The sequence below is a fragment of the Nocardia yunnanensis genome (genome assembly GCF_003626895.1).
Classification (GTDB): Bacteria; Actinomycetota; Actinomycetes; order Mycobacteriales; family Mycobacteriaceae; genus Nocardia; species Nocardia yunnanensis.
Window position 1 is genome coordinate 6630430 of record NZ_CP032568.1, and the last position, 26834, is coordinate 6657263.

The following is a 26834-nucleotide window of genomic DNA, read 5'->3' on the forward strand; positions in this document are numbered from 1 at the left end:
ACGGATTGGGCGCGCCGACACTCGGCGCGATTCCGGAGGGGTCGGTGGGGGGTACTAACCTTCTCCCGGTGACCGAGTCCGCTGACGGATTGCTGCCCGGCCCCGAGGGGGTCGGGTCCGAGGAGATTCCGCATGTCGATCGGCTGCGGTTGTTCTCGTTCGCGACGGCGGAGAAACGGGCCGATTACCTGTGGGTGTTGCGGGCGTTCGATACGGCGCGGGCGGCGTATGTGGTGTTGTTGCACGCGTCGGATGTGGCGGACACGCTCAATCGTTGCCCGGGGGCGCCGGGGTTGACGGCGACCGAGGTGGGGCCGCTGTTGGAGCAGTTGCATCAGTGGGGGGTGCTCGAGCGCAGCTATGACGGGACGCGGGCGGCGACGCTGGCGGAGTATCGGAACCGGCATTTCGTCTATCAGTTCTCGCAGGCGGGTTATCAGGCGTATCGGGCGGTTTCGGATGTGCTGGAGGCGCGGCTGGACGAGGCCGCGCTGTCACGGCTGGTGTTGCCGGAATTGCTGGCGGATCTGCACACCCTCGCCGAGGCCAACAAGAGCGCGGATGCGCCGCGCGTGTACCGGGTGCTCAATCGGCTGGACCGGGCGCTGTCGGATCTGGCCGAGCGGGCCGCGCACTTCTATCTGACGCTGGGCGATCTGGTGCGCACCACCGAGGCCACCCCGGAAGCGTTTCTCGCGCACAAGGATGCGCTGCTGGCGCACATGCGCGAATTCTCCATGGATCTCGCGCGTTTCGCGCCGCGGCTGGCCGCCGCGATCCGGGAGGTCGAGGAGACCGGGGTCGAGGATCTCATCGAACGCGCCGCCCGCTGCGACGAGCGCGTACTGCTCGATACCGCTGAGCGCCAAGCGGATTGGCAGGCGCGCTGGCAGGGTCTGCGCGGCTGGTTCATCGGCGACGACGAGGGCGGGCTGACCGAATGCGAGCGGCTGCGCGAGGCGACCATGAGCGCCATCGCCGCGGTGCTGTCGCTGCTGCGGCGCGTCACCGAGACCCGCAAGGGCGGCGTCAGCCGGGAATCCGCGCTGCGGCATCTGGCGGGCTGGTTCACCGCCGCCCCCACCGCCGAGGCCGCGCACGCCCTCTACGACGCCGTCTTCGGACTGGGCCGCCCCCGCCACCTGGCCATGCACCACCCGGACGCCGATGTCATCCCCGCCATCCGATCCTGGTGGGACGCACCGCCTTTGGAGATCGCTCGCACCCTCGCCGAGACCGGCCGCCCGCCCACGCCCGGCGCTCCCGCCCGCCTGCAGCGCAACGACGCGGGCATCCGCCGCCTGCGTCAGGTCCAGCTCGACGCCCAGCGCGCCCGCGCCGAGGCCGCCCGCTCCCTGGCCGCCACCGACATCCACGACCGCGAACTCGACGAAGGCGAAACCGAGGTCCTGCTCAAACTCCTCGACGCCGCCTCCACCGCCTGGGTCCCGGTCAGCGGCCGCGTCCCCGGCACCTCCGGCTCCGACAACGGCGTCACCCTCACGGTCTCCGAACACCCCGGCTCCACCCTGGTCCGCACCTCCAAAGGCGTCCTGCACCTCAACAACCGCCGCTTGGAAGTACGTGAGACCACCGCAATCCGATCCCGCAAACCGCATGCGGCACAGGCGGGTCAGCCCACCTCACAGGCTACGGCCGGGTCAGAAACGGCGACCGGATCAGCGGCTGCGTCGGGATCGGCCGCGGCGACTGCCCCACCCCAGACGGCGGCCGGGAACGCCGACTCCGCACCCGAGACCGCGTCGAACGACGCTATCGGCGGCCGGACCGCTGCGGCGGCGGGCGGCGGTGTCGTCAGCGGCGGGGAGGTGGGTTGATGCACGCGCGGAGTATCGATTCGCTGGCGCTGGACAGCTATCAGCGGGCGGCGCGGGTGATTCTGGCGAATCATCTGGTGACGCGGACGTATCCGGATCGGATCGCGCTGCCACTGCTGCGGCGGTGGGCGACCGAGCTGCGGGAGGATCTGGCCGAGCTGTTCGGGTACCGGCTCGAGGTGACCGAGACGACGGCCCGGTTGTTCCCGGTGCTGGATCGGCTGGAGTCGGGCCGTCCCGCGCGCACCACCGGTGATCGGGTGTTCGATCGGCGGCGGTACGCGTATCTGGCGTTGGCGCTGGCCGCGTTGGGCCGGGCCGGGGATCAGATCACGTTGTCGGAGTTGGCCGATCAGGTGGCCGCCTACACCGAGCGGGTGGACGGGCTGGAGTTGGCGCCGGATCGCGCGGCGGATCGGGACGCTTTCGTGGACGCGATCGGCTGGCTGGCGGCGCGTGGCGCGGTGACTCTCGCCGACGGTGACGCCGGTGGCTGGGCGAGCGATCCCGAGGCCGGTGAGGCGCTCTACGACATCGACCGGTCGGTCGTGTTCGCGCTGTTCCGGCCACCGCGCGCCCTCCAGCATCTGCAGAGCGTCACCGGCCTGCTGGGCGAGGAGGCCGGCGGCGCCGACACCCGTTCCCCCGCGATGGCTCTCGCCGCCCGCAAGGTCCGCCGAGCGCTGGTCGAGCAGCCGGTCGTCTACGCCGACGAACTCGACGAACCGGAGCGCTCCCTGCTGGCACAGGAGAAGCTGGTCACCGAGGTCGAGTACCTGACCGGTCTCAAGGCCGAGCGCCGCGCGGAAGGCGTTGCGCTGATCGACAGTTCGGGCCGGCTCACCGATGTGCGTTTCCCCGGCAGCGGAACGCTCGCGCAGGTCGCGCTGCTGCTGGCGGGTGAGATCGCCGATCTGGTCCTCGACATCGACAACCCGGTGCCGCGCCGGCCGCGCCCGGAGCGCCCGTTCACCGATCTCGCCGAGCAGCTCGACGGCGCCATCCCCACCTCGACCGTATTCGCCCCGCTGGCCGACCCTTTCGACACTTTCGGCGTGCTCGAGGAGCCGGAACAGGACGCCGAGGAACCGCAGATCCCGGAATACCCGTTCCTGGAATCGTCCTGGATCCGCGACACCGTGCAGATGCTGACCGGCCGCTACGGCAACACCTTCGCCGCCCAATGGCAGGCCGACGTCGCGGGCCTGACCGCCGAGACGGTCTCGCTACTGGAACGCCTGCGCCTGGTGGAGGTGGTCGACGGCGGCCTGCTCATCCTGCCCGCGCTGGCCCGCTACCGCGGCGCGATCGTCACCATCCGCACCCGCGCGGAAACCGAATTGTTCCTCTCCCCCACGCAACTCGGCGCGGACGGCTCGACACAGAAGGGATCCGGCAACTGATGGCCGACCATATTCACGGTGGCGTGCGCTTCGTCCCGACCCGCGCGGGCATCATCAACCTGTGGGACTACCGCGACCAGGAGTTCTGCTTCGCCGACGGTCGCCTGGTGCTGCGCGGACCCAACGGTTCGGGCAAGACCAAGGCCCTCGAGGTGCTGTTCCCCTTCGTGCTGGACGGCCGGATCGAGCCGCGCCGGCTCAACCCGTTCGCGGGTGAGGAACGCACCATGAAGTCGAACCTGCTGTATCGCAAGCAGGAATCGGCGTACTCGTACGTGTGGATGGAGTTCGCCCGCGGCACCTGGGAGTCACCGGAGACGGTGACGATCGGTATCGGCATGCGCGCCACCCGCTCCAACGACAAGGTGACGCGCTGGTATTTCGTCGCCGACGGCCGTGTCGGCGTGGACTTCTCGCTGCTGGGCCCCGACGATCGGCCGCTGACGCGCAAGCAGCTGGCCGAGCAGATCGGCTCGGACGCCATCGTGGATCGGCCGGTCGAATACCGGAACGCCATCGACGCCCGCATGTTCGGGCTCGGTCAGCAACGCTACGACCAGCTGATCAATCTGATTCTGACGCTGCGCCGCCCGCAGCTGGCCAAGAACCTCGACCCGCGCGGGCTCTCGCAGGCGCTCACCGACGGTCTGCGCCCGCTCGACGAGCAGCTCATCCTGGATGCCGCGCGATCCTTCAGCGATATGGAGGAGGTCGGGCGCACCCTCGAGGGTCTCGTCCAAGCCGACACCGCGACCCGCGATTTCGTCAAGGTCTACAACAAATACCTTGCGGTGCAGGCGAAGACGGATATCGACCAGGTGCAGACCCGCCTGGACGCGGTCACCCACGCGAGCACGGCCCTGCATGCCGCGGCCGCTCTGCGCACCCGCCGCGACAGCGAACGCGCCGCCGCCGAAACCCGCGCCGAGGACGCCGACCGCGCCTACGAGCAGGCCCTCGCCGACCGCGAAACCCTGCAACGCTCCAGCGCGTACGAGGGCAAACAGCAGCTCGACGATCTCGCCGACGCCGTGCGACGGCTCGAGACGTCCGCTGCCGTGCACAACGACAAAGCGCTCAAATCTCGCCAGACTGTGGACCAGCGCCTGGAGGAGTCCGAGCGCGCCCAGGCCGCGGTCAACAACGCCGCCTCCGCACTGGCCCGCGGCGAGGACGAATTGCGTTCCGCCGCAGAGGAAGCCGGTATCGCCTGGACCGCCCTGCCGGAATCGGCCCGCACCGACCACCTGACCACCACGGTCCGCTCGCACGCCGAGGAACGCGACGCCGACGTCCGCGCCGTGCGCCGCGCCCTGACCCTGGTCGACCAGGCCGTCACCGAACGCACCCGCGCCGAGCGCGCCGGCCAACGCGCGATCGAACTGCGTGACGCGGCCGCCGCCGAATTGGCCGAAGCCGAAGCGGAAGTCGCCCTCGCCCGCGCCGACACCGCCACCGCGGTGCGGGATTGGTGGGACACCCACCGCGAGATCTACTCCCCCATCCGCACCGGATTGTTCGAGGCGATCAACGACGCTGTCGCGGCAGTCGGCACCGAACACGTTGCGCGACCGGCCAAATCGGCGGGCAAGGCCAAGAAGGGGCGCGGCGGCGCAACCCGCGGCAACGGTCAGGGCGAGGCTGTCGGCGCAGCGGACAAGGACGCCGGCGAAAGCCGTTCCACCACAATCGGAGCCGGTGGTGCGGCGCTGGCAGCGGCTGAAGGGCGGGCGGCGGCAGCGGCAGCGCTCGACGCGGACACGGCGCTCACGACCCCGGCCGAGGTGCTGGCCGAGCGCACGGAACCGCTGACCGACGAGATCCGTGCCCGGCGGCAGGAGGCGCGCGCCCGCGCCGCGCAGGCCACCGCGCGGGCGGGCGCACTGCGGGCCGAGCGCGAATCCGTCGCGGCCGAACGTGACGACGCGCCACCGCCTTTCGCCGCCCGTAGCGACGGGCGGGCGGACCGTCCGGGTGCGCCGCTGTGGCGTCTGGTCCGCTTCGCCGACCATATCGGGGCGGCCGAAGCCGCGGGCATCGAGGCCGCGTTGCAGGCCACCAACCTGCTCGACGCATGGGTGTGCCCGACCACCGAACTGCCCGAGCACGCCTCCGATCAGTTCCTGGTGCCGCTGCCGGTGGCGGAACGACCTTCGGGGCGCACCCTTGCCGACGTGCTGGTCGTCGAGGACGACACCGACTCGCTGACCGTCCCCCGGCAGACCGTCGCCGATGTGCTGGCGTCGATCGCCCTGCACGAGTTTCCCCCGGCGGGCGGGGGAACGCGCGGCAGCGGTGCCGGCAAGACCGGCGCCGAGGTCACCGGCACCGGCCTGGGTACGGCTGACGCCGACGCGGGTCGCGACGCCGCGGGTGCGGGTGCGGGTGCGGGTGAAAGTCGATCAGGTATTCCCCTGGCGCACATGGCGTTCGGTAAGGCCGCTCAGCCGGTGTCGGACAGCGGCGGTGTCGCGATCGCGACGGATGGCCGCTACCGCCAGGGTGTGCAGGTCGGCCGCCACTTCAAGGCGGACGCGGAGTTCATCGGTACCACCGCGCGGGCTCGCCGGCGCGAACTGCGGCTGGCCGAGCTGGCCGCCGCCATCGAGGCGGCGGTCATCGAGGCCGACACCGCCAAGGCCGAGGAGCAGGCCGCCACCGAGGAGCTGGCCCGGATTTCGGCCGCCGCCAAGGCGCTTCCGCGCACCACCGCCGTCACCGCCGCGCTGCGCGGGGTCGCGGAGGCAGCCGGCATGCTGCGGTCGCGGTCGGAGGCGGTCGCGCAGGCCGAGAAGGATCTGGATCAGGCAGTGGCCGACTACACCGCGGCCGACAAGAAGGTGCGGGCCATCGCGGCCGATCACCGGGCGCCGCGAGACCCGGCGGAATTGGACGCTTTGGCCGCTGCCGTACGGCATTTCGAGAACGCGGGCACCGCGCTGCTGCGCTTGCGCGGCGATCACCAGCGCGAGCACGAGCGGGCTCGGGAGGCCGGGGACCGGCTGGACGAAGCCAAGGATCTGGCCGAGGCGTTCGCGGAGGAAGCCGAGGCCGCGCGCGCCGGATACGAGGAACAGTCACGCAAACTCGAGATGCTGCGCGAGGCCCTCGGAGCCGGGGCCGCCGACATCGACCGCGATCTCGAGGCCGCCCGCGAGAAGATCGACGCCGCCCGCGCCGAGCAGAAGGCCGCGCGCAAGGCGGCCGCCGAGGCCATCGAGGCGGTCGGCGCGGCGGAGGGCGCGCATCGCGCCGCCCACGACGCTCTCGGCACCGCACTGGCCGAATTGCTGTCCGACGTCCGGCATCTCGCCCCGTACGCGCGACCGGATCTGCTGAGCCTGCTGGGCGCACCCGCCGACAGCCGCTGGCCCAGCAGCGACGCGGCCTGGTCGACGCCGGAACAGCTGCTGTACCGGATCGAGAACAGTGACCCCGCGCAGGAACCGGCGGTGCTGCCCGTCGAGGTCGCCACTCTGTTCCAGAACCTCTCCGCCGCAACGGCTTCCGTTCGCGCCGGGGAGGCGGCCCGCAAGTCGACCCGCAGCGCCGTCACCACCGCCCTGCAAGAATTCGACGCGGCGCTCACCGCGGCCCGCCAGGACTACCGCCTGCACTGGGATGCCGCCGACGGTCTCACCGTCGTCCAGGTGCACGACGATCACGGCCTGTCCTCGCTCGCCGATTTCGCCGAGCGGATCAATGCCGCCCGCCGTGATCAGGAGCTGCTGCTCACCGACGCCGAACGCCGCATCCTCGAGGACGCGCTGCTGACCGGCCTGGCCCAGCAGATCCACGAACGCACCAGCGACGCCCGCGATCTCATCTCCCGCATGGGCATGGAGATGAAGCAGCGCCGCATGTCCTCGGGCAACACCATCGGCGTGCACTGGGTGCTGGCCGACAACCTGTCGGAGCCCGCCCGCGCGGTGTGCAAGCTGCTGGATCGCGACTCCTCCGACCTCACCCCCGAGGATCTGTCCACGATCCGCGCCTACTTCGCCGCCGAGATCCGCACCGCCCGCGCCGCGCACCCGGAACGATCGTTCCCCGAAATCCTCGCCGCCACACTGGATTACCGCACCTGGCGCATCTTCTCGTTCACCATCGTCACCGCCGACGGCACCGAGGACCGTCTCACCGTGGCCCGCCACAGCGCGCTGTCCGGCGGCGAACAGTCGGTGTCCCTGCATCTTCCGCTGTTCGCGGCCGCCCACGTCATGCTCGACTCCGCCGACCCCCAGGCTCCCCGCCTACTGGCCCTCGACGAGGCGTTCGCCGGCGTCGACGACAACGGCCGCAGCGAACTCCTCGGCCTCTCGGTCCAATTCGACCTCGACCTGTTCATGACCGGCTACGACCTGTGGATCACCTACCCCCACGTCCCCGGCTGCGCCCACTACGACCTCGCCCACTCCGCCGCCGAGAACACCGTCAGCGCCACCCTCCTGGTCTGGGACGCCGCCGACCTCCTCGCCGAACACGACGGCACCGACCTCACCGCCGCCCTCGGCTCCCCCAACCGCCGCCGCCTCCCCCACGGCTTGGAGGGCGCGATCCCCCTCGACGAGGAACTCGAGACGGTGAGCTGACCTGCCTCCGGTCAGCGGTCAGCGATCGAGCGCCCCATCGCGGACGACCTCGAATCGCAGGTCGGTGATCTGACCGGAGTCGTCGCACTGAACTTTTCGAAGATCGATCGGCCCTGCCCCCTCGAAAAGCCGTACCCCACTGCCGAGCAGCACCGGGACGAGATGCAGCGCGATCTCGTCGATCAGACCGGCTTCCAGGCATTGCCGAGCAAGGTCGGCTCCGAGGATCCCCACGTCGCCGGTGCCCGCGACGGCCTTCGCGGAGTCAACCGCGTCCTCGACGCCATTGGACAAGAACGTGACGTGCGGATCGTCAGGAACATCGTCGGGCCGGTGGGTCAACACGAAAATCGGCCCGGTCCACCTACCGCCGTAGAGTTTTCGTTCACCCTCCCCCACCCGGTTGCCCAAGTCGTAGCCCCGCCGACCAGACAACACCACGCTCGTCCGAGCCATCGTCGCCGCCCCCAAGGGACCAGCAGCCCCGTGCCCGAACATCCAATCGGTGGAATCATCCTTCGGCGCGATGAATCCGTCCAAGGACATGGTGATGTGCCAGATAGTCTTCGTCATAGATGTGCAGACCGACTGCATCGTCGAAACTCATCGATGAACCGGTGTCGATACGCCACAGCGCCCCGTCAGACCACTGTCCAGCGACGTAGCAGCCCGGGCACGAGGCCCGGGCTCCACGCAATCCCTCAGCCCAGATCGAACTTTCCGGCTCGTACTGCGCTATCGAATGCCGCCCACTCGTCGGCGGGGAACATCAACTCGGGGCCGCCGGGGTTCTTGGAGTCGCGGACACCGGTCTCGAGCGCCCAGTGGGCGACCTCCACGCACGCGTCCTGGTTCGCCGAACGGCTGCTCTTGTACCACTGTGCACCCTGTCGGGCGGTGCTCATGTTTCGTACTCCTTCGCTGTGTGCGCCAACATATCCCGTGTGTCCTGCTCATCCAACGCATGGCGGTTGATTTCCACAAGACCACCGCGGTAACGGTCCACCTTGTCGGTTTGGTCCAGGTAGAGCGCGCCGGTGAAGCCTTCGACGTACACCACCGGCGGCTCGATCCATTTGGTCTCGAGGCCCTTGGAGGCGCGGGCGGGAAATTCCATCAGCACGAAGTGGCCGGTCTGCAAACCGAGGTGTGAGCCAACCGATTGCGGTACCACACGGATGGATACATTGCGCTGCTGACCGATCCGAATCAGATGTCGAAGCTGGTCCGCCATGACGGCGGGTCCGCCGATCTGGTGGTGAATGACCGCCTCCGACAACAGCGCCACGATAGAGAAGGCCGGATCGCGCAGCCGCTCTTGCCGTTTGGTGATCACCTTCACGTGCTGCTCCACGGCGGCAGTGGGCATGCCCGGATAGGCGGTCCACTGGACGGCGCGACGGTACTCGGCAGTTTGGAGCAGGCCCGGCAACAGCGTCAGCTGCCAGGTGGTCAGCCGCTTCGCCGAATCCTCCAGTCCGAGATACAGATCGAAGTGCGCCGGCACCGAGTCCCCGTACGAATGCCACCAACCGGTCTGCTGCGCTTCTTCGATCAACCCCAGCAGTGCTTCCGTCTCGTCCGCCGGAGCTTCGTAGAGCTCGCACAGCGCACGGATCTCCAGATACTTCAGCTTGACCGCCTGCCCGCCCTCGAGCCTCCACATGGTCTGCGGGGAGCACTGAATCGCCTTGCACGCGGCCGCCGTGGTGACCTTCGCCGATTCGCGCAGTCGCCGCAACTGGCGGCCGAGCATCCGGCGTGGAACGGTAGAACCAGACATTCCGTTAGCCTCACTATCGTCTATGCGCCGTTTTGGAATGGTTTTTCGAAAGTGATTGGAATTTGGCTAGATTGGGTCGGAAACCCTGTTCTGGAATGTTCCCCCACCGACGCCGCAGGTGTCTACTGGCATTCGCCCCCGGTTGCCGCGAACCCAAGCAGCCCCGATCGGCCCAGCTCCCGTGTGCTCCTTCGCAAAGGCCACGGGGCTGCCGTCAGCACCGGCCCGGGGGCGTCAAACGTCCACTCCAACAATTGGAGTCATCATGTTCGCCATACCGATCGAAAACCATGACGCGATATCCGCGATGTCGGCGGGTTATGCGGTCGAGGTTCTGCGAGTCCATTCCGGATGTCCTGTTTCCATTTGCGGCAAGAAGCGTCAGGCCATTGCTGTCCTTCGGGAATCCGGCGGACGGGACGGGGGGAGGTCGTGAGTATCATTTCGCATGATGCGCCGGACTACCCGGTCATGAATCTCGCTGCGGCGCAGCGGGGGCGGGAGATCCACCGTGACTGCGGGGACGAGTGCGATGCGCATCGGTACTACGAGAACCTGGTGCCGAAGCTGGAGGTCGCGGCCCGCGAGGTGAAGCCGCTGCGCGGCACCTGGAACATCTGGGGTGGTCCGCAATGACCGGTTCGAGGCCACGGTGAATCCAGGGCTGCGGCCGGAGGGGTTGCCGGCAATCCCGCGACCGGCTCGAGCATCCTCCCCGAACCGCAACGGACGCAGGCCCAGTCACGCGTCGCGCGGCTCCCCGAGGCGGAGTTGGACCCCGGATCGCTCGCCGAATCGTCACGGGACGAACCGTAGTCGACAGCTCACGCAACTCTGGCGCCCGATCGCCACCCTCCACGCCCTGGTCACCGCTCCCCCGGTTGCCCCCGGCGACGACCGGGCCGGGTTCGTCACACCATCCGGAGACCGGGCGAACCGTATGCCGGACAACAGCTCCGCGCCCGCGCCCGACTTGCCGAAGTCGGGCGCTATGTCCCACCAGTCCGTTTCGGAATCGGCCTGCCGCGAAACGGGATCGGCAACCCCACTGGACGGCGGGTCGGGGCGGGTGTTCGTACTGCCCTGACTCACACCCGAATCCGCGTGTCGCGGCGCGGCGCGCCGTAAGGATTGGACCGCGGCAAATCAACGGTTTCGCGGTTGGGCGTGTATCGACTAGAAATGTTCTCCGTGCCCACCGGAATCACCTGTCAGCCATCGGGACTCCCTGGACGGGGGTCGAGATGACGATCGAACACCCGCGCGAGGACGAGGTCAGCCAGCTGGCGCAACGGGTCGAGAAGGCTCGCGGGCGGCTGGCGTACCAGTACGATCCCGCACTCACCGATGCCCTGTCGGAGACCGAGCTCGTCGCCGAACGCGAGCTCGCCGAACGCATTCGCGAGCAGGAGCGGGCTCAGCGCTGGAAGCAGGCCGAGGCCGCGGCGAGCGCCGCCGACCGGGCCCGGCAGACCACCGAAGAGATTGAGAAGGCCGACATTCGCGACTTGCTGCTCGCCCGCAAGGCGATCGCCGCGCAGCGGCGAGAATCGAGCCCGCACGCCAAACTGGCGTCGCTGTACAAACATCGGGCCTGGAGCCAGCGCGCGCTCGCCGGTGTGGTCGCGGCCGGCATGCTCTGGTCCGCGGTCAACGTGCAGCACAACATCGCGCCCGGCGGTGCGAGCGATCCGCTGTACTGGTTCAGCTATCTGCTCGAAGGCATGATCAGCGTCTGTCTCGTGATCATCATGATCGGCACCAACAAGGTCGCCGAATGGGGCGTGATCGACAGCCGCAAACAGGTCGTGGTCGCCGAGATCGCGCTGCTGAGCCTGACGGTCGTCCTGAACACCTACCCGTACCTCAAGCAGGGCAGCTACTACGACGTGGCCGTGCACGCCATCGCACCGGTCATGATCGGCGTGGCGCTGCTCATCCACAACGCCGCGGCCGGACGCTACGGCCTGGCCATCGTGCGTGCCACCGACCAGATCCGGGATCTACCCGACCCGGGCGAACAACTACGCCGCGCCGCGCCCGTCGTGACCTGGCCGAGCCGCCCGCAGCCGCCGACCGTGCAGGCCCCCACCCCGGCCCTGCCCGCCGCGCCCGCCGAACCCGAGCGCACCGTCGACGCCGAAGCCCAGGTCGTCGAACCCGACACCCGCGCCACCAAGTCCGAAAGCCATTCGGGCAACGGCCGTTCCAGCGAGAACGGACGCGCCACCGCCGACAAGGAACGCCGTTCCGCCACCGGCAAAACCCGCAAGGCCGAAGAGGACGACCGTTCCCCCCTCGCCGACCTCGCCGACCCGGTCCCGCCCCTCAACGTCTACGACACCGGCCAATTCCGGATCGCCGAAACCCTCGAACAGGAACTGGCCGAACTCCAGGCCGCCCGCCGTCGCGCCCGCGCCGCCTCCCGCTCCCGCAACGGCAGCTCCCTCGACGACGACTGACCCACCCCCCGGCACACTCGAATCGGCCGGTGCCCCACCGACATCGGCCCGATCCGCCGCCCACACCCCGGCAACCCGCAGCCAGCGGGTGCCGGGGTGGCAACGTTTCCTGGTCAAGCCGGCCCGCAGGGCGGCGGAACTCGCGAGCCGTCAGCGCGCGGGGTGCCACGAACCGGCCCGCCGCGCGAGGACGTCGAAGAATGAACATCTCGCAGAATTCGCTTTTCTCGAAGGAATCACTGTCGCAACACTTCTCACCGCATGCGAGACCGCCAACACCAGCCAGCCGGAACCCGCCCGCATCCCCACCCTCCCCATGAGCGATCAACGACCATCGGCTTGGTCAGCGCGCTAAGCGCAAGTCAGCGCGTCGCCAGGTCCGGCCTGCTGGAGGGCAGCGTTGGCCTGATCGCGCACGACGCCACGGGAACTGGTTGAAATCAGCTAGTTGAGTGCCGTTTGTGCGGGCTGAGGCCAATATCCGGACACCCTACCCCTGAACCCGAACGACCGGCCGCCGACGAATCTGTCGCCGCCGCCCGAAGCGACCGCCTGCGGTGCGCCCGCGATGAATTGCTGTGAGTGTGTCAGCCGGGGTCGGCGATGCGCGACGTCCGGTCGAGTTCTTCCACATTGTCGAATGTCATGACGCGCCCGTCCCATTCCGACGCCGCGACCGGCGACTTGCCGCCGCCGACTTCCTCCACATCGGCAAACGTCATAGCGGCCACATCGGCGGGATCCGGGATGGATGTCGGGGGTTCCTCGTCGCCGCGCGGAGCCGCTGGTTCGCCGAGCAGCGCCGCCCGGATATCGGGCGGAAGATCGTCGAGGTTCATTCGACACGCCATTCTGGCCTGACCGTCGGGTCCGGAGCAATTGTCACTGGTGAGCGGGCCAGCCGGGGTACGGATCGAGTGTGGGCGCGGGTACGTCGGACTTGGCCTGGTAATCCCGGTTTCGCAATTCCGATGGCACCGGATTGTCGAGACGATCCGCGCAAATATTGACGGCTCCCCCAGAATCCGCCCCAGCACCTGGTCCAGAATCCGTCATATTCGCCTTGGTAATCTTCCATTCACCGAACACATTCGTGGTCGGGTACCGCGCCGACCCCTCACCCGAGGAAAGGCGGCCCTGGCGTCCGGCCGGCGGTTGTTGCATTGTGAGGCGCACGGTGCGACCGGTACCGGATTCATGAGGTCCGGATCCGTAATTCATGAAAGGATAATAACCGGCCTCAGCGGTATGAGTATTGGCGGTGAGTTCATTATTTGGTTTGAAGTTCAAATCGAGCGCATCCACCCAGACGCACATGGTGGCTTGCCATTCGGGTGGACTGTCCTGAGCTGTCTGCGGCTGCGCCGACTCGACGGTTTTCACTTCAAGCATATGCGCGTAAAAGGTCCCTACGACTCCGTCTGGGCCGAGGCCAGCCATCGTTATGCCGCCGATCACCATCTCATCGGCACCCAGTCTCGGATATGCACGCTCGTACCCCGGATACGAGTACTCGTTCGGCTCAGGCCGATCACTGTCGATATGGTGGGTTTCGTAGGAGATAAACGCAGACTCCATGAAGGCGCGAGCGATGATCGCTGCGTCTGTGGTCAAGCCCACCCCCGGCTCAGCAGACCAACGGAAGTTGAATCCAAGTCGATCTGGAATCCGATACTTCGGTGCCACATCTGGCGCACAGGCCGCCAGCATCGCCACAGCGGTGAGGGCAATCGCGACCGGCCGCGCCACTTGTACGAATCGAACCATTTTCATTTCGGTTTCGGCTCCGATGGATCATCATGGCCAGCTCGCCAGCCGTTCTCGTATTCCAGAACTCCTGGAAGTTTCCTCATCTGCTGGTTGAAATGCGCTAAACTATTGTCTCCGTTTTTCCCGTCGAGTGCCTTGATAGCTTCGAAAGATAGAATTTCGCCCTTGCTGTCGAAGTATTGTCCGGTGGTCGGGTTCTGGGAATAGTTGGGATGGTCAGGCGTCAAGGTCATTCCCTTGAGAATGTTGTATAGCCGCTTTGCCTGACTGTCTTCACCTTTGAGGTCGACATTCGGTCCGATATCCGGTGTTGATCCGAACAGCCAGTCCTTGAACCCCGGAGTTGCCATCTTCGAGCCGAGTTCGCTGAAGTCGCTCACCGTGAATCCTGCCCATTTTTCGGTGAGGCCGGCGAGACGGGGAAGGTGCTTCGCACCGAACGGGATGACGTCCTTCACGGAGTCGAAGATTGCCTTCTCCTCGTTCAACCGCGCGGCGGCGTCGGAGATCCGGCCCGCGACCTCGAGTTTCGCGCCGGCTTGCGCGGCAGCATCGATTCTTCCGGCGAACTCTCCGAGCGAGTTCTCACTCCCGCCACTCGAACCGAATTGCTGATTCATCTGCGTGATGCTCGCGTACGCGGCTCGGTTGAAATCACGGGCGGCATCCTTATTGGAGTCGATGACGGCGAAGATGTCCTTGACGTGTGACTGGTCGATCGCACCGAAGCCGTGTGTGCCGAACGAGCCTTCGTCGGCTGCGACCATGTCGGGGATGTACGCCCCGAGTGTCGAGCCGAGGGCCTTGGTCATCTTGGGGTCCAGCATGCCGATCGAGTGGTCGGTACCGCCGAGGTGCAAGAGCTCGTTGCTGTGTGTGCTGACGTAGTTCGCCAGCGCCCACGACGCTTCTCCTGACTGCCGATTGACGGTCGGATCGGCTGAGGTCGCGTCGTGGCCGGCGGTTTCGATGACTTTGGCGATGCCGTCATCGTGGCCGTTCCAGCTGTGATTGAGCAGGTTCGCCACATGGGATTGGGCGTCGTAGTGCCCTTCGGTGACCGTGCAGTCCAAGTTGGTGCCATAGAGCAGGTCGTGCACGGCGAGCCGGTCTCCGCCCGCCGCGGTGAGCAGCTTGTCGGCGATCGGATTCGCGCTGTGGCTGCTGCCGTCCGAGCTCACGACGATGGTGCCCTGGCCGAGCCCGGCTATCTCGGAGGCCTGTTTGAGCAGCCCGCGGTCCAGGTCGCTGCCCTGGGCCAGGGCCGGGTTGCCGTCGCCGAGCATGTCGGTCGGCCAACGTGTTGAAATCGCCCTCGCGGGGGATTTCGATCAGCTTGCCGGCGAATTCGCTCTGGTTGTGCTTCTCGTCCCACCGGGTCGGGGCCTGGGTCAGCAGCGTCCGAACGGAGGTGGGAAGCAAGCTCATTCCGCCCGAGTAGACGGACTCGGGCGAGCCATCGTCGTCCCCGTCTCCTCTGGTTTTGATCTGCGGATTGGAGATCAACTGCATTGTCCCGTTCACCACCTGGGCCGGCTGGTACCGCCTCGACGCGCACGAGCGCGCGCTGGGCGAGCCGCAGGGCCGCGAGCGGGTCAAGGTCGTCGAGCGCGAGGACATGCTGGCCGCATCCGAACCCGATAAGGTGCGCTGACCAGCGCGAATCCGCCTGCCGGACAAGGTTGTCCGCACATGTCACCGTTCTGAGGCATGCTGATCACGTGTTCGATGCCCATCTCCACATCTTCGACCCGCGGTTCCCGCTGTCGGAGAACGAGGGCTACCTGCCCGACCCGTACACCATCGCCGACTATCGCAAGCGCATGTCCCGCTTCGATATCGACGGTGGTGCGGTGGTCAGCGGGTCGTTCCAGGGCACCGATCAGAGCTATCTGATGGCAGCCCTCGCCGCGCTGGGCGAGGGCTGGGTGGGCGTCACCATGCTGCCGGTGGACGCGCCCGACGCGCAGATCATCGAGCTGAACCGGGCCGGGGTGCGGGCCATTCGATTCAATCTCAAGCGCGCGGGCGGCGATATCGTCGGGCTGACCATGCTGGCCCTGCGGGCCTACGAGCTGGCCGGCTGGCATGTGGAGCTCTACATCGACGGGTCCATGCTCGGCTCGCTGGAACCGGTCATCACCAAGCTGCCCAAGCTGTCCATCGACCATCTGGGCATGTCCGACGAATGCCTGCCCTACCTGCTGAACCTGGTCGACCGCGGGGCCAAGGTGAAGGCGTCCGGCTTCGGGCGGGTGGCGATGAATGTGGGTGTGGCGCTGCGCAAGATCCACACCGTCAATCCCGAGGCGCTGATGTTCGGCACCGATCTACCGGGCACCCGGGCCGGACGGCCGTTCCGGGACGCCGACATCTCGATCATCGCCGACTCGGTCGGCGCGGATCTGCACCGCGTCCTCGACGACAACGCGCGCGCCTTCTACGGGCTGCCCGCCAAGGATCGCGCCCTCGCCGGTCCGAGCCGGCGCAAGGCGTCCGGCGAGGCGCCGACCTTGCGGCTGCCGCGCTCTCAGCTGCCGAAAACCCCGCCCCCGGACACGCTGCCGCTGCCCATCGTGGAGCGCTGAGCGCGGCCGCCCTCCTCCCGTGCGCGACCACGCGGGGGTTATTGTCATACCGTCAACACCGGCGCGGTGAGCCGGTGCACAGGATTCGACGATGAACCGAGGTAGGGCGTGAGCACTCCATCCACCGCCAAGCAGGGCCCGCTCGCGGGCGTCCGAGTAGTCGAACTGGCCGGCATCGGCCCCGGTCCGCACGCGGCGCTGCTGCTCGCCGACCTCGGCGCGGACGTGGTGCGGGTGCAGCGGCCCGGCGGGTTTCCGGGCTTCATGGAGCGCCCGCAATGGCGGGGTCGCACCATCGTCGAGGCCAATCTGAAGGATCCGGCCGACATCGAGAAGGTGCTCGGGCTGATCGAGAAGGCCGATGTGCTCATCGAGGGCTTCCGGCCGGGTGTCACCGAGCGCATGGGCCTGGGTCCCGACGTTGCGCTGGAACGCAATCCGCGCCTGGTCTACGGCCGCATGACCGGCTGGGGTCAGTCCGGTCCGCTGGCCGACCGCGCCGGGCACGACATCAACTACATCTCGCTGACCGGTGTGCTGAACGCCATCGGCCGCAAGGGCGAGCGACCGGTGCCGCCGCTGAACATGGTGGGCGACTTCGGCGGCGGCTCCATGTTCCTGGTGTTCGGCATCCTCGCCGCCCTGGTCGAGCGCCAGAACTCCGGTCAGGGCCAGGTCATCGACTCCGCCATGATCGATGGGGCGCTTGCCCTCTCGCACATGATCTGGGGCATGAAGGGCATGGGCCTGTGGTCCGACGAGCGCGGCACCAACCTGCTCGACACCGGCATGGCCTTCTACGACACCTACGAGACCGCCGACGGCAAGTACATGGCGGTGGGCTGCATCGAGCCGCAGTTCTACGCGGAACTGCTCGCGGGCCTGGAGATCTCGCCCGAGGGGCTGCCGCATCAGATCGATCCGAACGGGCAGGATCAGCTGCGCAAGCTGTTCACCGAGAAGTTCAAGACCAAGACCCGCGACGAGTGGTGGGCCATCTTCGAGCACACCGACGCCTGCACCACCCCGGTGCTGACTTTCACCGAGGCCGAACAGAATCCGCACATTCAGGCGCGCACCGGTCTGATCGAGATCGACGGCGTCGTGCAGCACGCCCCGGCCCCGCGCTTCTCCCGCACGCCGTCGGGCGTCCCCACCCCGCCGCCCAACGCGGGCGCCCCGATCGAATCCGTCTGGGCGGATTGATCTTTCGTCGCACGGCCGAACGCCCCCGGTGGATTCCACCGGGGGCGTTGACTTTTCCGATACGGACGAGTCCCTTACGGGGCGACGAGCTGGATATCGAGCTCGATGGCGATCTTGTCGCTCAGCATGGCGTTGGGCATGCCCGGCGCGACGTCGAAGTCGCTGCGCTTGATGGTGCCGCTGGCGGTGAAGCCGGCGTGCTCCTTGTTGTCCTGCGGGAAGACCTGCACGCCGCCCCACTCGACCGCGAGGGTGACCGGCTTGGTGATGCCGCCGATGGTGGCCTCGCCGGTGACCTCGAATTCCTCGGCCAGCGCGACCGGCTCGGGCACGCGGAAGGTGAGGTGCGGGCGGTTGGCGACGTCGAGGATGTCGGCGCTGCGGACGTGGCCGTCGCGCATCTCGTTGCCGGTGTCGAAGGAATCGAAGTAGATGGTGGCCTCGATGGCCGCCTCGCCGGCCTCGTTGACCACGAAGCCGGTCTCGAAGCGGTTGAAACGGCCGCGGACCTTGGAGATGCCCAGGTGCTTCACGGTGAAGTTGACCGAGGAGTGGTTGGCGTCGAGGGTCCAGGCGCCGGGGGCGAGGGTGGTCTGCTCGGAAGTCGTCATGTCAGAAGATTAAGTGGACTGCGGTCCGCTTAACCAGGCCGTGGTTATCCGGGGACTGGGAGGGCGCGGATAACGGATCCAGGACCGGGCACAATCGAGGGGTGTCCCGTTCCGAATTCGCCGAGTTCCTGATCGCGCGCCGCGCTCAGCTGCAGCCCGAGGACGTCGGCCTGCCCTCGGGCCGGCGCCGCCGCACCCCGGGCTTGCGCCGCGAGGAGGTCGCCGCCCTCGCCGGAGTCAGCGCGGACTACCTGGCCCGCCTCGAACAGGGACGCGACACCAACCCCTCCACCGCCGTGCTGGCCGCGCTCGCGGAGGCGTTGCGGCTCAACGAGATCGAGAAACATCACTTCGGCAATCTAGCGCTCGGGCTGGAGCAGAAGGCCAAGTGCCCCTCCGCCGGGCAGGCCCGCGAACAGGTCTCGGAAACCGTTCAGGCGGTCATCGACGCACTGCAGCCGACACCCGCCTTCGTGCTGGGGCGCTGGTTGAACCTGCTGTCCGGCAACCCCTCCTTCCGGGACTTCGCCGAACCGCTCGGGATGTTCGAGGCCGACGCGCACAACAACTTCGGAATCTGGGTCTTCGCCCATCCGGCCGCCCGGAAATACCTGCTGAACTGGGATGCCGCCGCCGATATGGTCGCCTCGTCGCTGCGGGCCGCGGTGACCCGGTTCCCCGACGATCAATCCGTGCAGGCCGTCATCACCCGTCTGATGTTCTCCCCGGAGTTCGAGCAACGCTGGCGCGAACACCGGCTGACCGATTTCCGGACCGTCGTCCTGCACGTCCGGCACCCGCTGCGGGGCGAGGTGGAGGTCGAGATCGAGACCCTGGATCCGGCCGCCGATCAGACCGTGATGGTCTGGCTGGTCGACCGCCGCCAGGCCCGCACCCCCGGATTGCGGCTGGTCAACGAATAAAACCCGCTGGTTCCGGGCCTTTCGTTCCCGCTGCCCGGCCGCGCGTCGCCCATTACAGTTGAGCCATGGCTCGGAATTGGCCGATGGTCGAACGGGAGAACGAGCTCGAATCGATCAGGTCGGCGCTGACCGGCGGCGACTGCGTCGGGGCGGTTCTCACCGGCGACGCGGGGGTCGGCAAGACCACGCTGGCACGGCTGGCCACCGCCGCGGTCGGGGGCAATATCCGCTGGGTCGCGGGGACCGAATCGGCGCGCAGCATCCCGCTCGGCGTGTTCGCGCACATGGTGGGGGTGTACACCGCCCACGACCCGGTGACGTTCATGGCCGCCGCCCGGGAGGCGCTGCTCGCCGACGGGCACACCATCATCGGCGTCGACGACGCCCATCTGCTCGACCAGCTCTCGGCCACCCTGCTGCTGCAACTGGCCATCGACCGGGCCGCCCACATCGTGTGCACCGTGCGCAGCGGGGTGCAGGTGCCCGACGCGGTGACCTCGCTGTGGAAGGACGGGCACCTGCTGCGGCTCGATCTGAAACCGTTCACGCAAAGGCAGAGCGTGGAATTGGTGGAATCGATGCTGGGCGGACAGCTGGAGGGCTTCACCGCCAACCTGATGTGGGAATCCTCCGGGGGCAACGCGCTTTTCCTGCGGCATCTGGTGGAAGGGGCGCTGGAGGCGGGGACGCTGCGGCAGGTCAACGGGGTGTGGCAGCTGCGCGGACGGGCGGCGGTCACCTCGGAATTGGCTGCGCTGCTGGAGGATCGGGTGGAACAGCTGCCCGAGTCGGTGCTGCGGGTCTTGGAACTGCTCACCTTCTGCGAGCCGATCGATCTGGATGTGCTGTCGGAGATCGCGGGCGAGGAAGCCGTGGAATCGGCCGAAACGCGTGGGCTGATCCGGATTGTCGAGAACGGCCATCAGCTGCTGGTGCGCTACAACCATCCGCTGTTCGGCGAGGTGATCCGGCGGCGACTGGGCATCGCGTCGGCGCGGCGGCTGCGCGGCCGGCTGTACTCGGCGTTGAAGGACCGCGAGATCCACTCGGCGGCCGAACGCATCCGATTGGCCGAATTGGCTTTGGACAGTGACAAATCCGCGGATCTCGAACTGTTCCTGGCGGCGGCCGCGGATGCCATCGCGCTGGCGAATCTGCCGCTGGGCGAACGGTTCGCGCGGGCAGCGGTGGAACGGCAGGGCGGTGTCGAGGCCGCGGACCTGCTGGCGCGGGCGCTGCTGTGGCAGGGGCACCGCATCGAGGCCGAGCGGACGCTGGCCGGATTCGATCCCGATCAGTTGAACGAGGTGGAGCTGGCCCGCTGGGGCAGTACCCGGGTGTCGAATCTGCTGTGGTCCATGGGCGACGCGGACCGCGCCGACCAGGTGCTGGCGTCGGTGCGCGAGCGGGTGCACCATCCGAAAGTCGTTGCGACACTGGATGGTCTGGCCTCGGCGGTCGCCGTCAACGAGAACCGGCTCGACGAGGCGTTCGCGCTCGCCGAACCCGTCATGGCCGGCGACGACGCGCCGCCGTGGGCGGTGTGGTGGGCGGCCTTCGGCGGCGGACTCGCCCTGGCGATGATGGGGCGCGGCGACGCGGCGCGGCACTACGCCGAGCGCGGGCATCAGGTGGAGGCGCACATCGACGGACTCAACCGGTTCACGCTGTCGCACGCGGAAGTGCTGGCGCTCACCTTCACCGGTGATCTGGAAGCCGCCCGGCGCTGCGCCGGAAGCAATTTCAGCTATTCCTCCCCCGGGCAGTATCTGGCCTGGGGATTGACCAAGATCCTGCAGGGCACCGTGGAGGTGGCCCAGGGGCAGTTCCCGCAGGGCATCGACAATCTCGAACAGGCGCTCGCCGCACTGACGTCCGAGGGCGCGGCGGCCTGGATGTTCCCGGCGCAGCTGCGGCTGGCCGAGGCGTACGCGGCGCTCGGGCGACCCGTCGAGGCCGCGGAAGCCATTGCGGCCGCGGCCTTCCGGGGCGGACGGCACAGCGCGGTCTACGAACCGCTGCTCGAACTCGCGCGCGCCATGCAGGCCGCCGCCGAGGGCACCGCGACCCCGGCCATCCGGCTCGCGCTCGCCGCCGCCGATCTGGCCGCGCGCACCCATCAGCACGCCATCGAGGCCATGGCGCTGCACACCGCGGCCCGCTTCGGCGATCACAGCGTGGCCGGGCGGCTGGCGGATCTGGCGGCGCGCATCGACGGCCGCCTGGTGCAGGTGCAGGCCCGGCACGCGGTGGCGGTCGCCGCCCACGACGGTCCCGGATTGGATGCCGCCGCAGCGGAATTCGAGGCCATCGGGACGCTGCTCTCGGCCGCCGACGCGGCCGCGCAGGCCGCCTCCGCCCACGAGCGCGCCGGCGACCGGCGCCGGCTGCTGGAATCCGCGGCCACCGCGAACCGGCTGGCCGCCGCCTGTGGTGGAGCGGCGACCCCGGCGCTGCGGCAATCCGCGCAGCCGCTGCCGCTGACCGCGCGGGAACGCGAGATCGCCAATCTGGTGGCGGCCGGGCTGTCCAACCGGCAGATCGCCGACCGGTTGACCGTATCCGTGCGGACCGTGGAGGGGCATCTGTATCGCGCGTGCATCAAGCTCGATGTGACCGATCGGGAGGCGCTGGCCGAATTGATGCGCGGCGGGGCATCTTCCGGCAAATCCGATTCTTGAAGCGTGGAGTGCGCTTCTAAAGCGATCTACCTGCAAAGTGTGCGATATGTCTCGCCCTTCACCGTCAAGACAGGCGAACGATGAGTAGGGACTAGAGCAACCAGCTCTCAATCAGTTAACATCCCGCGCAGTGTGAACCCGCCAAGGGTCACATCTGGGGGAGTCGGGAAAATCTGATGAGGGTGGTGTTTTCGGCGTGATCCGTCGGCATCGAGAAATGAATACCGGTGTGCTCCGCCACGCCATCCGTCCCGCCGCCGGCATCCTGCCGCTGGCCCTCGCCATCGCCTGCGCCGCCGCCGCCCAGGCCGTGCCGCAGCCCGGCGTCACCAGCCCGGGCCAGTCCGCACCCGCCCCCGGCGCGGCCCAGCCCGGCACCGCGGCCCCGGCCACCCCCGCCGCCCCGGCCCCAGCGCCGGCCCCGCAGGCCGACTACGTCGTGCCCGAAAACCACCGGCCGGTCCCGGTCCAGACCGAACCCGCGCCGGCTATCGACTGGCAGTCGTTGCACACGCCCGAACCCGTCGAACCTGTTGCTCCCATCGCTCCCCCGCCGCGCACCCTGCGCGTGGGCGATTTCTACACGCCCGCGCCGGATGAAGTGCCTGACGACATCCTGAACCCGGTCAACGACTTCTCCGCCGACACCGAGGCGAACATCTCGACCGCACTCCAGTCCATCGGCGTCAACCCGTCTCGCTCGGACAAGATCGCCGCGACGACCGCGGCCGGTGCCGCGCTCGGCGCAACCGCGCTCGGTGTTCCCGCTGCCATCGGCGGCGCCGCGGTCGGCGCGGTCGCGGGTGGGGCGATCGGTGCCGCGGTCGGCGCGGGTATCGGAGCCGGGATCGGCGTCGGTGTCGTCGCGGCCACCGCGGCTGCCGCGGGTGTCGCCACCGGTGGCATCGGTGCTGCCATCGCGGCCCCGGAAGCCGTTCCCGTGATCGGCGGTGGCGCCCTGATCGGACTCGGGGTCGGCACGGCGGTCGGTGCGGTCGCGGGCGGGGCCCTCGGCGCGGCCGTCGTGGGCATCCCGGCGGCAGTTCTCGGCGGCGTGGGTGGCGGCACCATCGGCGCAGCCATCGGCGGCGCGGACCTCGGCGGCGCCCCCTAGCCCACCCGTGGGCAGTGCGGTGCGGAATCTTTGTCGCCGCGGCCTGTTGACCTCCGACTGCCGTGGCGCAAACACCCACCGGGCCGGTCGATTCGGGGTGGCACGAACTTCGCACCCCCGAATCTGGGGGCTGAACTGCGAGAACCGCAAATCTCAGGCGCGGCGGCAACGCCGCGCTCGTGGCCGGTGCGAATCACCGGCATCAGCAGGTGGCCTGCGGGCCGGTGAAACGAAATATGTTCGGAAGGCAGGTGTTTCGGCGTGGCTCGTCGGCATCAGGGAATGAAGTCCAGCGCCGCTCGGCGGGCGCTGGTCGTGGGCGCGATCCCGTTGGCGTTGGCGGTGGCTTGCTCGAACACGAGCGACCAGACCGCCACGGTGGCGACCGGTAGCCCCACGCGGTCGGCCGCCCCGCAGGGGAACGCCGACCGGGAGCCGGGCAATAGCGCGGCGCCGCAGGCGAATCCGCATCCCGGCACCGGACAGGTCGACGCCCAGGCCGGGTCCACCTCCGGGCCCGAGGCGCATTTCCCGGGTTCGCGTCCGTCGTCGGTGCAGCCGGGTGTGGCCTCCCCCGCCGGTGATCAGGACCGCTCGGGCACCCGCCCGAGCACCATCCAGCCCGGCGTGACCGCCCCGAATCTGCCCAAGCCGCAACTCGAGTCGCCGTCGGCCGACTACCCGATCCCGGCCAACTTCCGCCCCATCCCCAATCACGAGGCGGCCCCGGCCCTGGACTTCCAGACCCTGCACGCCCCCACCGTGGTCACCCCGGTCCTGCCGATCGCCCCGCCCCCGCGCACCCTGCGCATCGGTGAATTCTCCACCCCGGCACCGGATCAGGTGCCCGACGACGTCCTCGACACCGCCAACGGCCTCGCCGCCAACACCGAAGCGGGCCTGGCCACCGGCCTGAACTCCATCGGCGTCAACCCGTCCCGCTCGGACAAGATCGCCGCGGGCACGCTGGGCGGCGCGGCCATCGGCGCCGGCCTCGGCGCGGTAGGCGCGGGCGTCCCCGCCGCGGTCATCGGCGGCGCCATCGGCGCGGGTGTCGGCGCAGGCATCGGTGCGCTCACCGGCGCGGCGATCGGCACGGCCGGTGTCGCCCTCGCCCCCTGGCTGGCCCCTATCGACGTGGCGGGCGGCGCCGCTGGCGGCGCCCTCATCGGCGCGGGCGTCGGCGCGGCCGCCGGTGCGGCCGTCACCGGCATCCCCGCCGCCGTCGCGGGCGGCGCGGCCGGCGGTATCGCGGGCGGCGCCATCGGCGGCTTCCTCGGCGGCGCCCTGTAACTCACCACAACATCCAGCCTTCGACCGCCCCTCTACCTCCACCTCACCCCGGGCGCCGACGCCTGGGTCTTCTGCGAAGGCAACTCCGCCCCCTTCCTGTACTACGGCCCAATCGTCAAGGCCGGAGCGTAGATCCGTGACCGGTCGGCAGATCGCCGACCGGCAATGGTGCGGCCGGGAGCCAGCGGCGCTCGTAGCCGGTGCGGTGGGCCAGGGCGGCCAGTCCGCCCAGCAGGCAGCGTTGGAGCCACACCGGGATACGGGCGAGGTAGCCGTCCTGGTATTTCCAGAGGAGGGCTAGGGCCAAGGGGTTTCGGGGGATTCCGGCGCGGGTGGTTTGCCGGCCGCGTCGAGGGCTTGCCAGAGTTGGAACATTTGCCAGTGGCGGAGGGGCGGGCGGATTTCGTGGTCCAGGACAGTGTCTGGGGCCTCGGTCCAGAACTCGTGGGTCGCGCCGGGTCTCGCGTGGGCGGAATCGCCTGGTGCGGCTCGGGTTTCGGTGCCTTCTATGCGGAATCGCGCTCGGCCTTGGCGGACCGTCCAGGATTCGGCGAGGATCGGGTGCCAGTGGGGGCCCGCTTCGCGGCCGGGGACCGGGAGGTGGTGGCGCAGACGCAGGTAGGGGCCGTGGTCGTCGGTGCCTTGCGCGACGAGGGTGACGCGGCGGCCGTTGCGGAAGTGGAGGGTTGGGCAGGGCGGGTTGTCGGTCATGCCCACTCCTTCTTGCCGAGGACCACCAGCCCGCCGACGATGGGGATCACCGCGAGAGCGCGCAGAGCGGGCCGGGACTCCGGGACTTTGAAGGCCAGCACGACGACGGCTATGTAGGCGCAGCCGTGGAGAGGGCCGACGAGCGAGGAGACCGCGGGCCAGTGCACGGTGGCGAGGTTGACCAGCAGCACCAGCAGCGTCAGGGTCTCGGCGGCTGCCGTGAGGCGTAGCGTGCGTTGGGGATTCATCGTCACGCCCCCGTCGTCGATCCGGGACGCACGATCATCAGGATCGTCACGATCACCCAGAGCACGTTGAACACGCCGGTATACATCGCCAGCTGCGACACGGTCCGCTGCTCGACCCGCAATGGCGCTGGGCCCGTGAGGTTTTCGGGTATGAGCGCGGCCGCCTGACCGGGGAGGATCATCAAACCGAGCACCGCCGCCGCGGCGACGGTGAGGGCGATCGACACCATGACCCATCCGTCGCCGAGGACGTGCATGGCGCTGGCGGTGGCGAAACCGAAGGCGGGGACGACGATTCCGATGCCGGCGTAGACGCGGCAGAGGCGATGCAGGGTCGAGACGACGGCGCGGTCGCGGTCCGCGCCGGATTCGGCCGCGCAGCGGGCGGCTGCGGGAAACATGCTCGCGGCCAACGTGACCGGGCCGATGGCGATGATCGCCGCGAGGACGTGGATCGTGAGCAGGGCTTTGGTCACGACAGGTCTCCAGGGGGCTCCATGAGCACAGTCTGTGCGGAGCACAAAACGCCCGCAACGACCTGATGCCCACAGATCCGGCCACCTCGAGACCCACCGGGGAGGGCCGGATGTGTGGGGTGGTCGTCCTTGTGGACACGCGCTCAGGTTCGCAAGATCGACAGTGTGGTGGATACGAAACCCGCGGACGTCATGGTGGCGGTGGCGGACGGTGTGGTGCTGCTGGATCTCGCGGGACCGGTGCAGGTGCTGCAGTGGGCCGGGCATCGCATCCGGTTCGCCTCCCCGGACGGGCGGCCCGTTCGCACCGAGGTCGGCCTGCAGATCGGGATCGATTGCGCGCTGGGCGATGTCGCCGGTCCGATCGAGACGCTGATCGTGCCCGGTTACGCGCCCGGCGGCGAGGTCCCCGCCGAGCTGGTCACCGCGATCACCGCCCTGCGCGGGCGCGTCCGCCAGTTCGCCTCGGTCTGCACCGGCGCGTTCGTGCTGGCCGAGGCGGGTCTGCTGGACGGCCGGCGGGCCACGACCCATTGGGCGGCCTGCGCCGATCTCGCGGCCCGCTTCCCCGCGGTGCGCGTCGACCCGGACGCCCTGTACGTGCGTGACGGATCGGTGGTGACCTCGGCGGGCGTGACCGCCGGAATCGATATGGCCCTGTCTCTGGTCGAGGCCGAGCACGGCGCCGAGACCGCGGCCCGGATCGCGAAATACCTGGTCGTCTTCCTGCATCGGCCGGGCGGCCAATCGCAGTTCAGCGTCCGCACCAGCGTCGGCACACCCCGCACGGAGGCTCTGCGCCGGGTGCTCGACGCCGTGGTGGCCGACCTGTCGGCCGATCACCGGCTCGCCGCACTGGCAGCGCGGGCCGCGCTCAGCCCGCGGCATCTGACGCGGCTGTTCCGCCGCGAACTCGGCATGTCGCCGGGGCAGTACATCGAGCGGGTGCGCGTGGAGGCGGCGCAAGCCCAGCTGACCAGCACCGGCGACGGCGTCGCGACCATCGCGCGCCGCTGCGGATTCGGCTCCGAGGAATCCATGCGCCGGGTGTTCCAGAAGGCGCTCGGCGTCGCGCCGAGCGACTATCGCCAGCGATTCGGTACCGCGACAGCCTGAAAACCATTGCCCGACAAGG

At 68.9% G+C, this 26834-nt stretch carries 24 protein-coding genes and 1 pseudogene; 13 read left to right on the top strand and 12 right to left on the bottom strand.

What is annotated here, in order from left to right; genetic code table 11:
• The first annotated feature begins 89 nt into the window (after positions 1 to 89).
• From D7D52_RS31095 to D7D52_RS31105, 3 genes are read left to right on the top strand one after another with little or no spacing between them, the layout of a single operon-like run.
• Entirely contained in the window at positions 90 to 1838 is a 1749-nt protein-coding gene (locus tag D7D52_RS31095) for a TIGR02677 family protein (protein WP_246024086.1), read from the top strand.
• A complete protein-coding gene (locus D7D52_RS31100; RefSeq protein ID WP_120742065.1) occupies positions 1838 to 3241 on the top strand; it encodes a TIGR02678 family protein in 1404 nt (467 codons plus the stop codon). Before D7D52_RS31095 ends, D7D52_RS31100 begins: the two co-directional genes overlap by 1 nt.
• On the top strand, positions 3241 to 7833 hold the full coding sequence (locus tag D7D52_RS31105) for an SbcC/MukB-like Walker B domain-containing protein (RefSeq protein WP_120742067.1): 4593 nt from the start codon (positions 3241 to 3243) through the stop codon (positions 7831 to 7833). Before D7D52_RS31100 ends, D7D52_RS31105 begins: the two co-directional genes overlap by 1 nt.
• An 18-nt stretch (positions 7834 to 7851) precedes the next feature.
• On the opposite strand, the gene D7D52_RS31110 is transcribed toward D7D52_RS31105, so the two are convergent.
• From D7D52_RS31110 to D7D52_RS31120, 3 genes are all read right to left on the bottom strand, one after another.
• Positions 7852 to 8427: a dihydrofolate reductase family protein gene (locus D7D52_RS31110; RefSeq protein ID WP_120742069.1), complete on the bottom strand. Its 576-nt coding sequence runs from the start codon at positions 8425 to 8427 to the stop codon at positions 7852 to 7854.
• 107 nt (positions 8428 to 8534) lie between these two features.
• The gene (locus D7D52_RS31115) at positions 8535 to 8738 is read right to left on the bottom strand and encodes a DUF397 domain-containing protein (protein ID WP_120742071.1); all 204 of its coding nucleotides are present in this window, start codon (positions 8736 to 8738) and stop codon (positions 8535 to 8537) included.
• The gene (locus D7D52_RS31120) at positions 8735 to 9589 is read right to left on the bottom strand and encodes a helix-turn-helix domain-containing protein (RefSeq protein WP_120742073.1); all 855 of its coding nucleotides are present in this window, start codon (positions 9587 to 9589) and stop codon (positions 8735 to 8737) included. Before D7D52_RS31120 ends, D7D52_RS31115 begins: the two co-directional genes overlap by 4 nt.
• A gap of 459 nt (positions 9590 to 10048) precedes the next feature.
• On the opposite strand from D7D52_RS31120, the gene D7D52_RS31125 reads away from it, so the two are divergent.
• Positions 10049 to 10252, top strand: coding sequence for a hypothetical protein (locus D7D52_RS31125; protein ID WP_120742075.1), 204 nt, complete (start codon positions 10049 to 10051; stop codon positions 10250 to 10252).
• A gap of 608 nt (positions 10253 to 10860) precedes the next feature.
• Positions 10861 to 12078 (top strand): hypothetical protein, encoded by a 1218-nt coding sequence (locus D7D52_RS31130; RefSeq protein ID WP_120742077.1) that lies wholly within the window; start codon positions 10861 to 10863, stop codon positions 12076 to 12078.
• A 587-nt stretch (positions 12079 to 12665) separates the two neighbouring features.
• Here the strand turns inward: D7D52_RS31130 and D7D52_RS31135 are convergent.
• The 4 genes and pseudogenes from D7D52_RS31135 to D7D52_RS40460 form a co-directional block, all read right to left on the bottom strand.
• On the bottom strand, positions 12666 to 12917 hold the full coding sequence (locus tag D7D52_RS31135; protein WP_120742079.1) for a hypothetical protein: 252 nt from the start codon (positions 12915 to 12917) through the stop codon (positions 12666 to 12668).
• 43 nt (positions 12918 to 12960) lie between these two features.
• Positions 12961 to 13845 (bottom strand): hypothetical protein, encoded by an 885-nt coding sequence (locus D7D52_RS38165; protein WP_162958667.1) that lies wholly within the window; start codon positions 13843 to 13845, stop codon positions 12961 to 12963.
• Positions 13846 to 13847: 2 nt separating this feature from the next.
• Positions 13848 to 15134 carry a TPR repeat domain-containing protein gene (locus tag D7D52_RS31140; RefSeq protein WP_120742081.1) on the bottom strand — a complete coding sequence of 429 codons (1287 nt, stop codon included), beginning with the start codon at positions 15132 to 15134 and terminating at the stop codon, positions 13848 to 13850.
• A 64-nt stretch (positions 15135 to 15198) separates the two neighbouring features.
• Positions 15199 to 15360 (bottom strand): annotated as a pseudogene (locus D7D52_RS40460) (TPR repeat domain-containing protein); the annotation flags it as partial.
• Here D7D52_RS40460 and D7D52_RS38170 point away from each other — a divergent pair.
• The 3 genes from D7D52_RS38170 (at position 15332) to D7D52_RS31150 (ending at position 17642) form a co-directional block, all read left to right on the top strand.
• On the top strand, positions 15332 to 15502 hold the full coding sequence (locus D7D52_RS38170; RefSeq protein ID WP_162958092.1) for a hypothetical protein: 171 nt from the start codon (positions 15332 to 15334) through the stop codon (positions 15500 to 15502). The pseudogene D7D52_RS40460 and the gene D7D52_RS38170 overlap by 29 nt on opposite strands.
• A 67-nt stretch (positions 15503 to 15569) precedes the next feature.
• Entirely contained in the window at positions 15570 to 16436 is an 867-nt protein-coding gene (locus D7D52_RS31145; protein WP_120742083.1) for an amidohydrolase family protein, read from the top strand.
• Between the two features lie 108 nt (positions 16437 to 16544).
• A complete protein-coding gene (locus D7D52_RS31150; protein ID WP_120742085.1) occupies positions 16545 to 17642 on the top strand; it encodes a CaiB/BaiF CoA transferase family protein in 1098 nt (365 codons plus the stop codon).
• A 74-nt stretch (positions 17643 to 17716) separates the two neighbouring features.
• Here the strand turns inward: D7D52_RS31150 and D7D52_RS31155 are convergent, their stop codons facing one another.
• Complete coding sequence (locus D7D52_RS31155) at positions 17717 to 18253, bottom strand: YceI family protein (RefSeq protein ID WP_120742087.1); 537 nt, start codon at positions 18251 to 18253, stop codon at positions 17717 to 17719.
• A gap of 101 nt (positions 18254 to 18354) precedes the next feature.
• On the opposite strand from D7D52_RS31155, the gene D7D52_RS31160 reads away from it, so the two are divergent.
• The 4 genes from D7D52_RS31160 (at position 18355) to D7D52_RS31175 (ending at position 24264) form a co-directional block, all read left to right on the top strand.
• Positions 18355 to 19176 (top strand): MmyB family transcriptional regulator, encoded by an 822-nt coding sequence (locus tag D7D52_RS31160; RefSeq protein WP_120742089.1) that lies wholly within the window; start codon positions 18355 to 18357, stop codon positions 19174 to 19176.
• 65 nt (positions 19177 to 19241) lie between these two features.
• Positions 19242 to 21857: a helix-turn-helix transcriptional regulator gene (locus tag D7D52_RS31165; RefSeq protein ID WP_120742091.1), complete on the top strand. Its 2616-nt coding sequence runs from the start codon at positions 19242 to 19244 to the stop codon at positions 21855 to 21857.
• Between the two features lie 217 nt (positions 21858 to 22074).
• Positions 22075 to 22971, top strand: a complete 897-nt coding sequence (locus tag D7D52_RS31170) for a hypothetical protein (RefSeq protein WP_120742093.1) — start codon at positions 22075 to 22077, stop codon at positions 22969 to 22971.
• Positions 22972 to 23253: 282 nt separating this feature from the next.
• Positions 23254 to 24264, top strand: a complete 1011-nt coding sequence (locus D7D52_RS31175) for a hypothetical protein (RefSeq protein ID WP_162958093.1) — start codon at positions 23254 to 23256, stop codon at positions 24262 to 24264.
• Between the two features lie 115 nt (positions 24265 to 24379).
• Here D7D52_RS31175 and D7D52_RS39575 read toward each other — a convergent pair whose 3' ends face one another.
• Genes D7D52_RS39575 through D7D52_RS31190 form a run of 4 tightly spaced genes read right to left on the bottom strand, consistent with a single transcriptional unit; the run spans position 24380 to position 25699 of the window.
• The gene (locus tag D7D52_RS39575; protein ID WP_246023425.1) at positions 24380 to 24571 is read right to left on the bottom strand and encodes a hypothetical protein; all 192 of its coding nucleotides are present in this window, start codon (positions 24569 to 24571) and stop codon (positions 24380 to 24382) included.
• Positions 24562 to 24975 (bottom strand): cupin domain-containing protein, encoded by a 414-nt coding sequence (locus D7D52_RS31180; protein WP_246023427.1) that lies wholly within the window; start codon positions 24973 to 24975, stop codon positions 24562 to 24564. The genes D7D52_RS39575 and D7D52_RS31180 overlap by 10 nt, the downstream gene beginning before the upstream one ends.
• Positions 24972 to 25223: a DUF3817 domain-containing protein gene (locus D7D52_RS31185; RefSeq protein ID WP_120742097.1), complete on the bottom strand. Its 252-nt coding sequence runs from the start codon at positions 25221 to 25223 to the stop codon at positions 24972 to 24974. Before D7D52_RS31185 ends, D7D52_RS31180 begins: the two co-directional genes overlap by 4 nt.
• Before the next feature lie 2 nt (positions 25224 to 25225).
• The gene (locus tag D7D52_RS31190) at positions 25226 to 25699 is read right to left on the bottom strand and encodes a DUF2269 family protein (protein WP_120742099.1); all 474 of its coding nucleotides are present in this window, start codon (positions 25697 to 25699) and stop codon (positions 25226 to 25228) included.
• Positions 25700 to 25891: 192 nt separating this feature from the next.
• On the opposite strand from D7D52_RS31190, the gene D7D52_RS31195 reads away from it, so the two are divergent.
• Positions 25892 to 26815 (top strand): GlxA family transcriptional regulator, encoded by a 924-nt coding sequence (locus D7D52_RS31195; RefSeq protein WP_120744607.1) that lies wholly within the window; start codon positions 25892 to 25894, stop codon positions 26813 to 26815.
• The last annotated feature ends 19 nt before the right edge of the window (positions 26816 to 26834 follow it).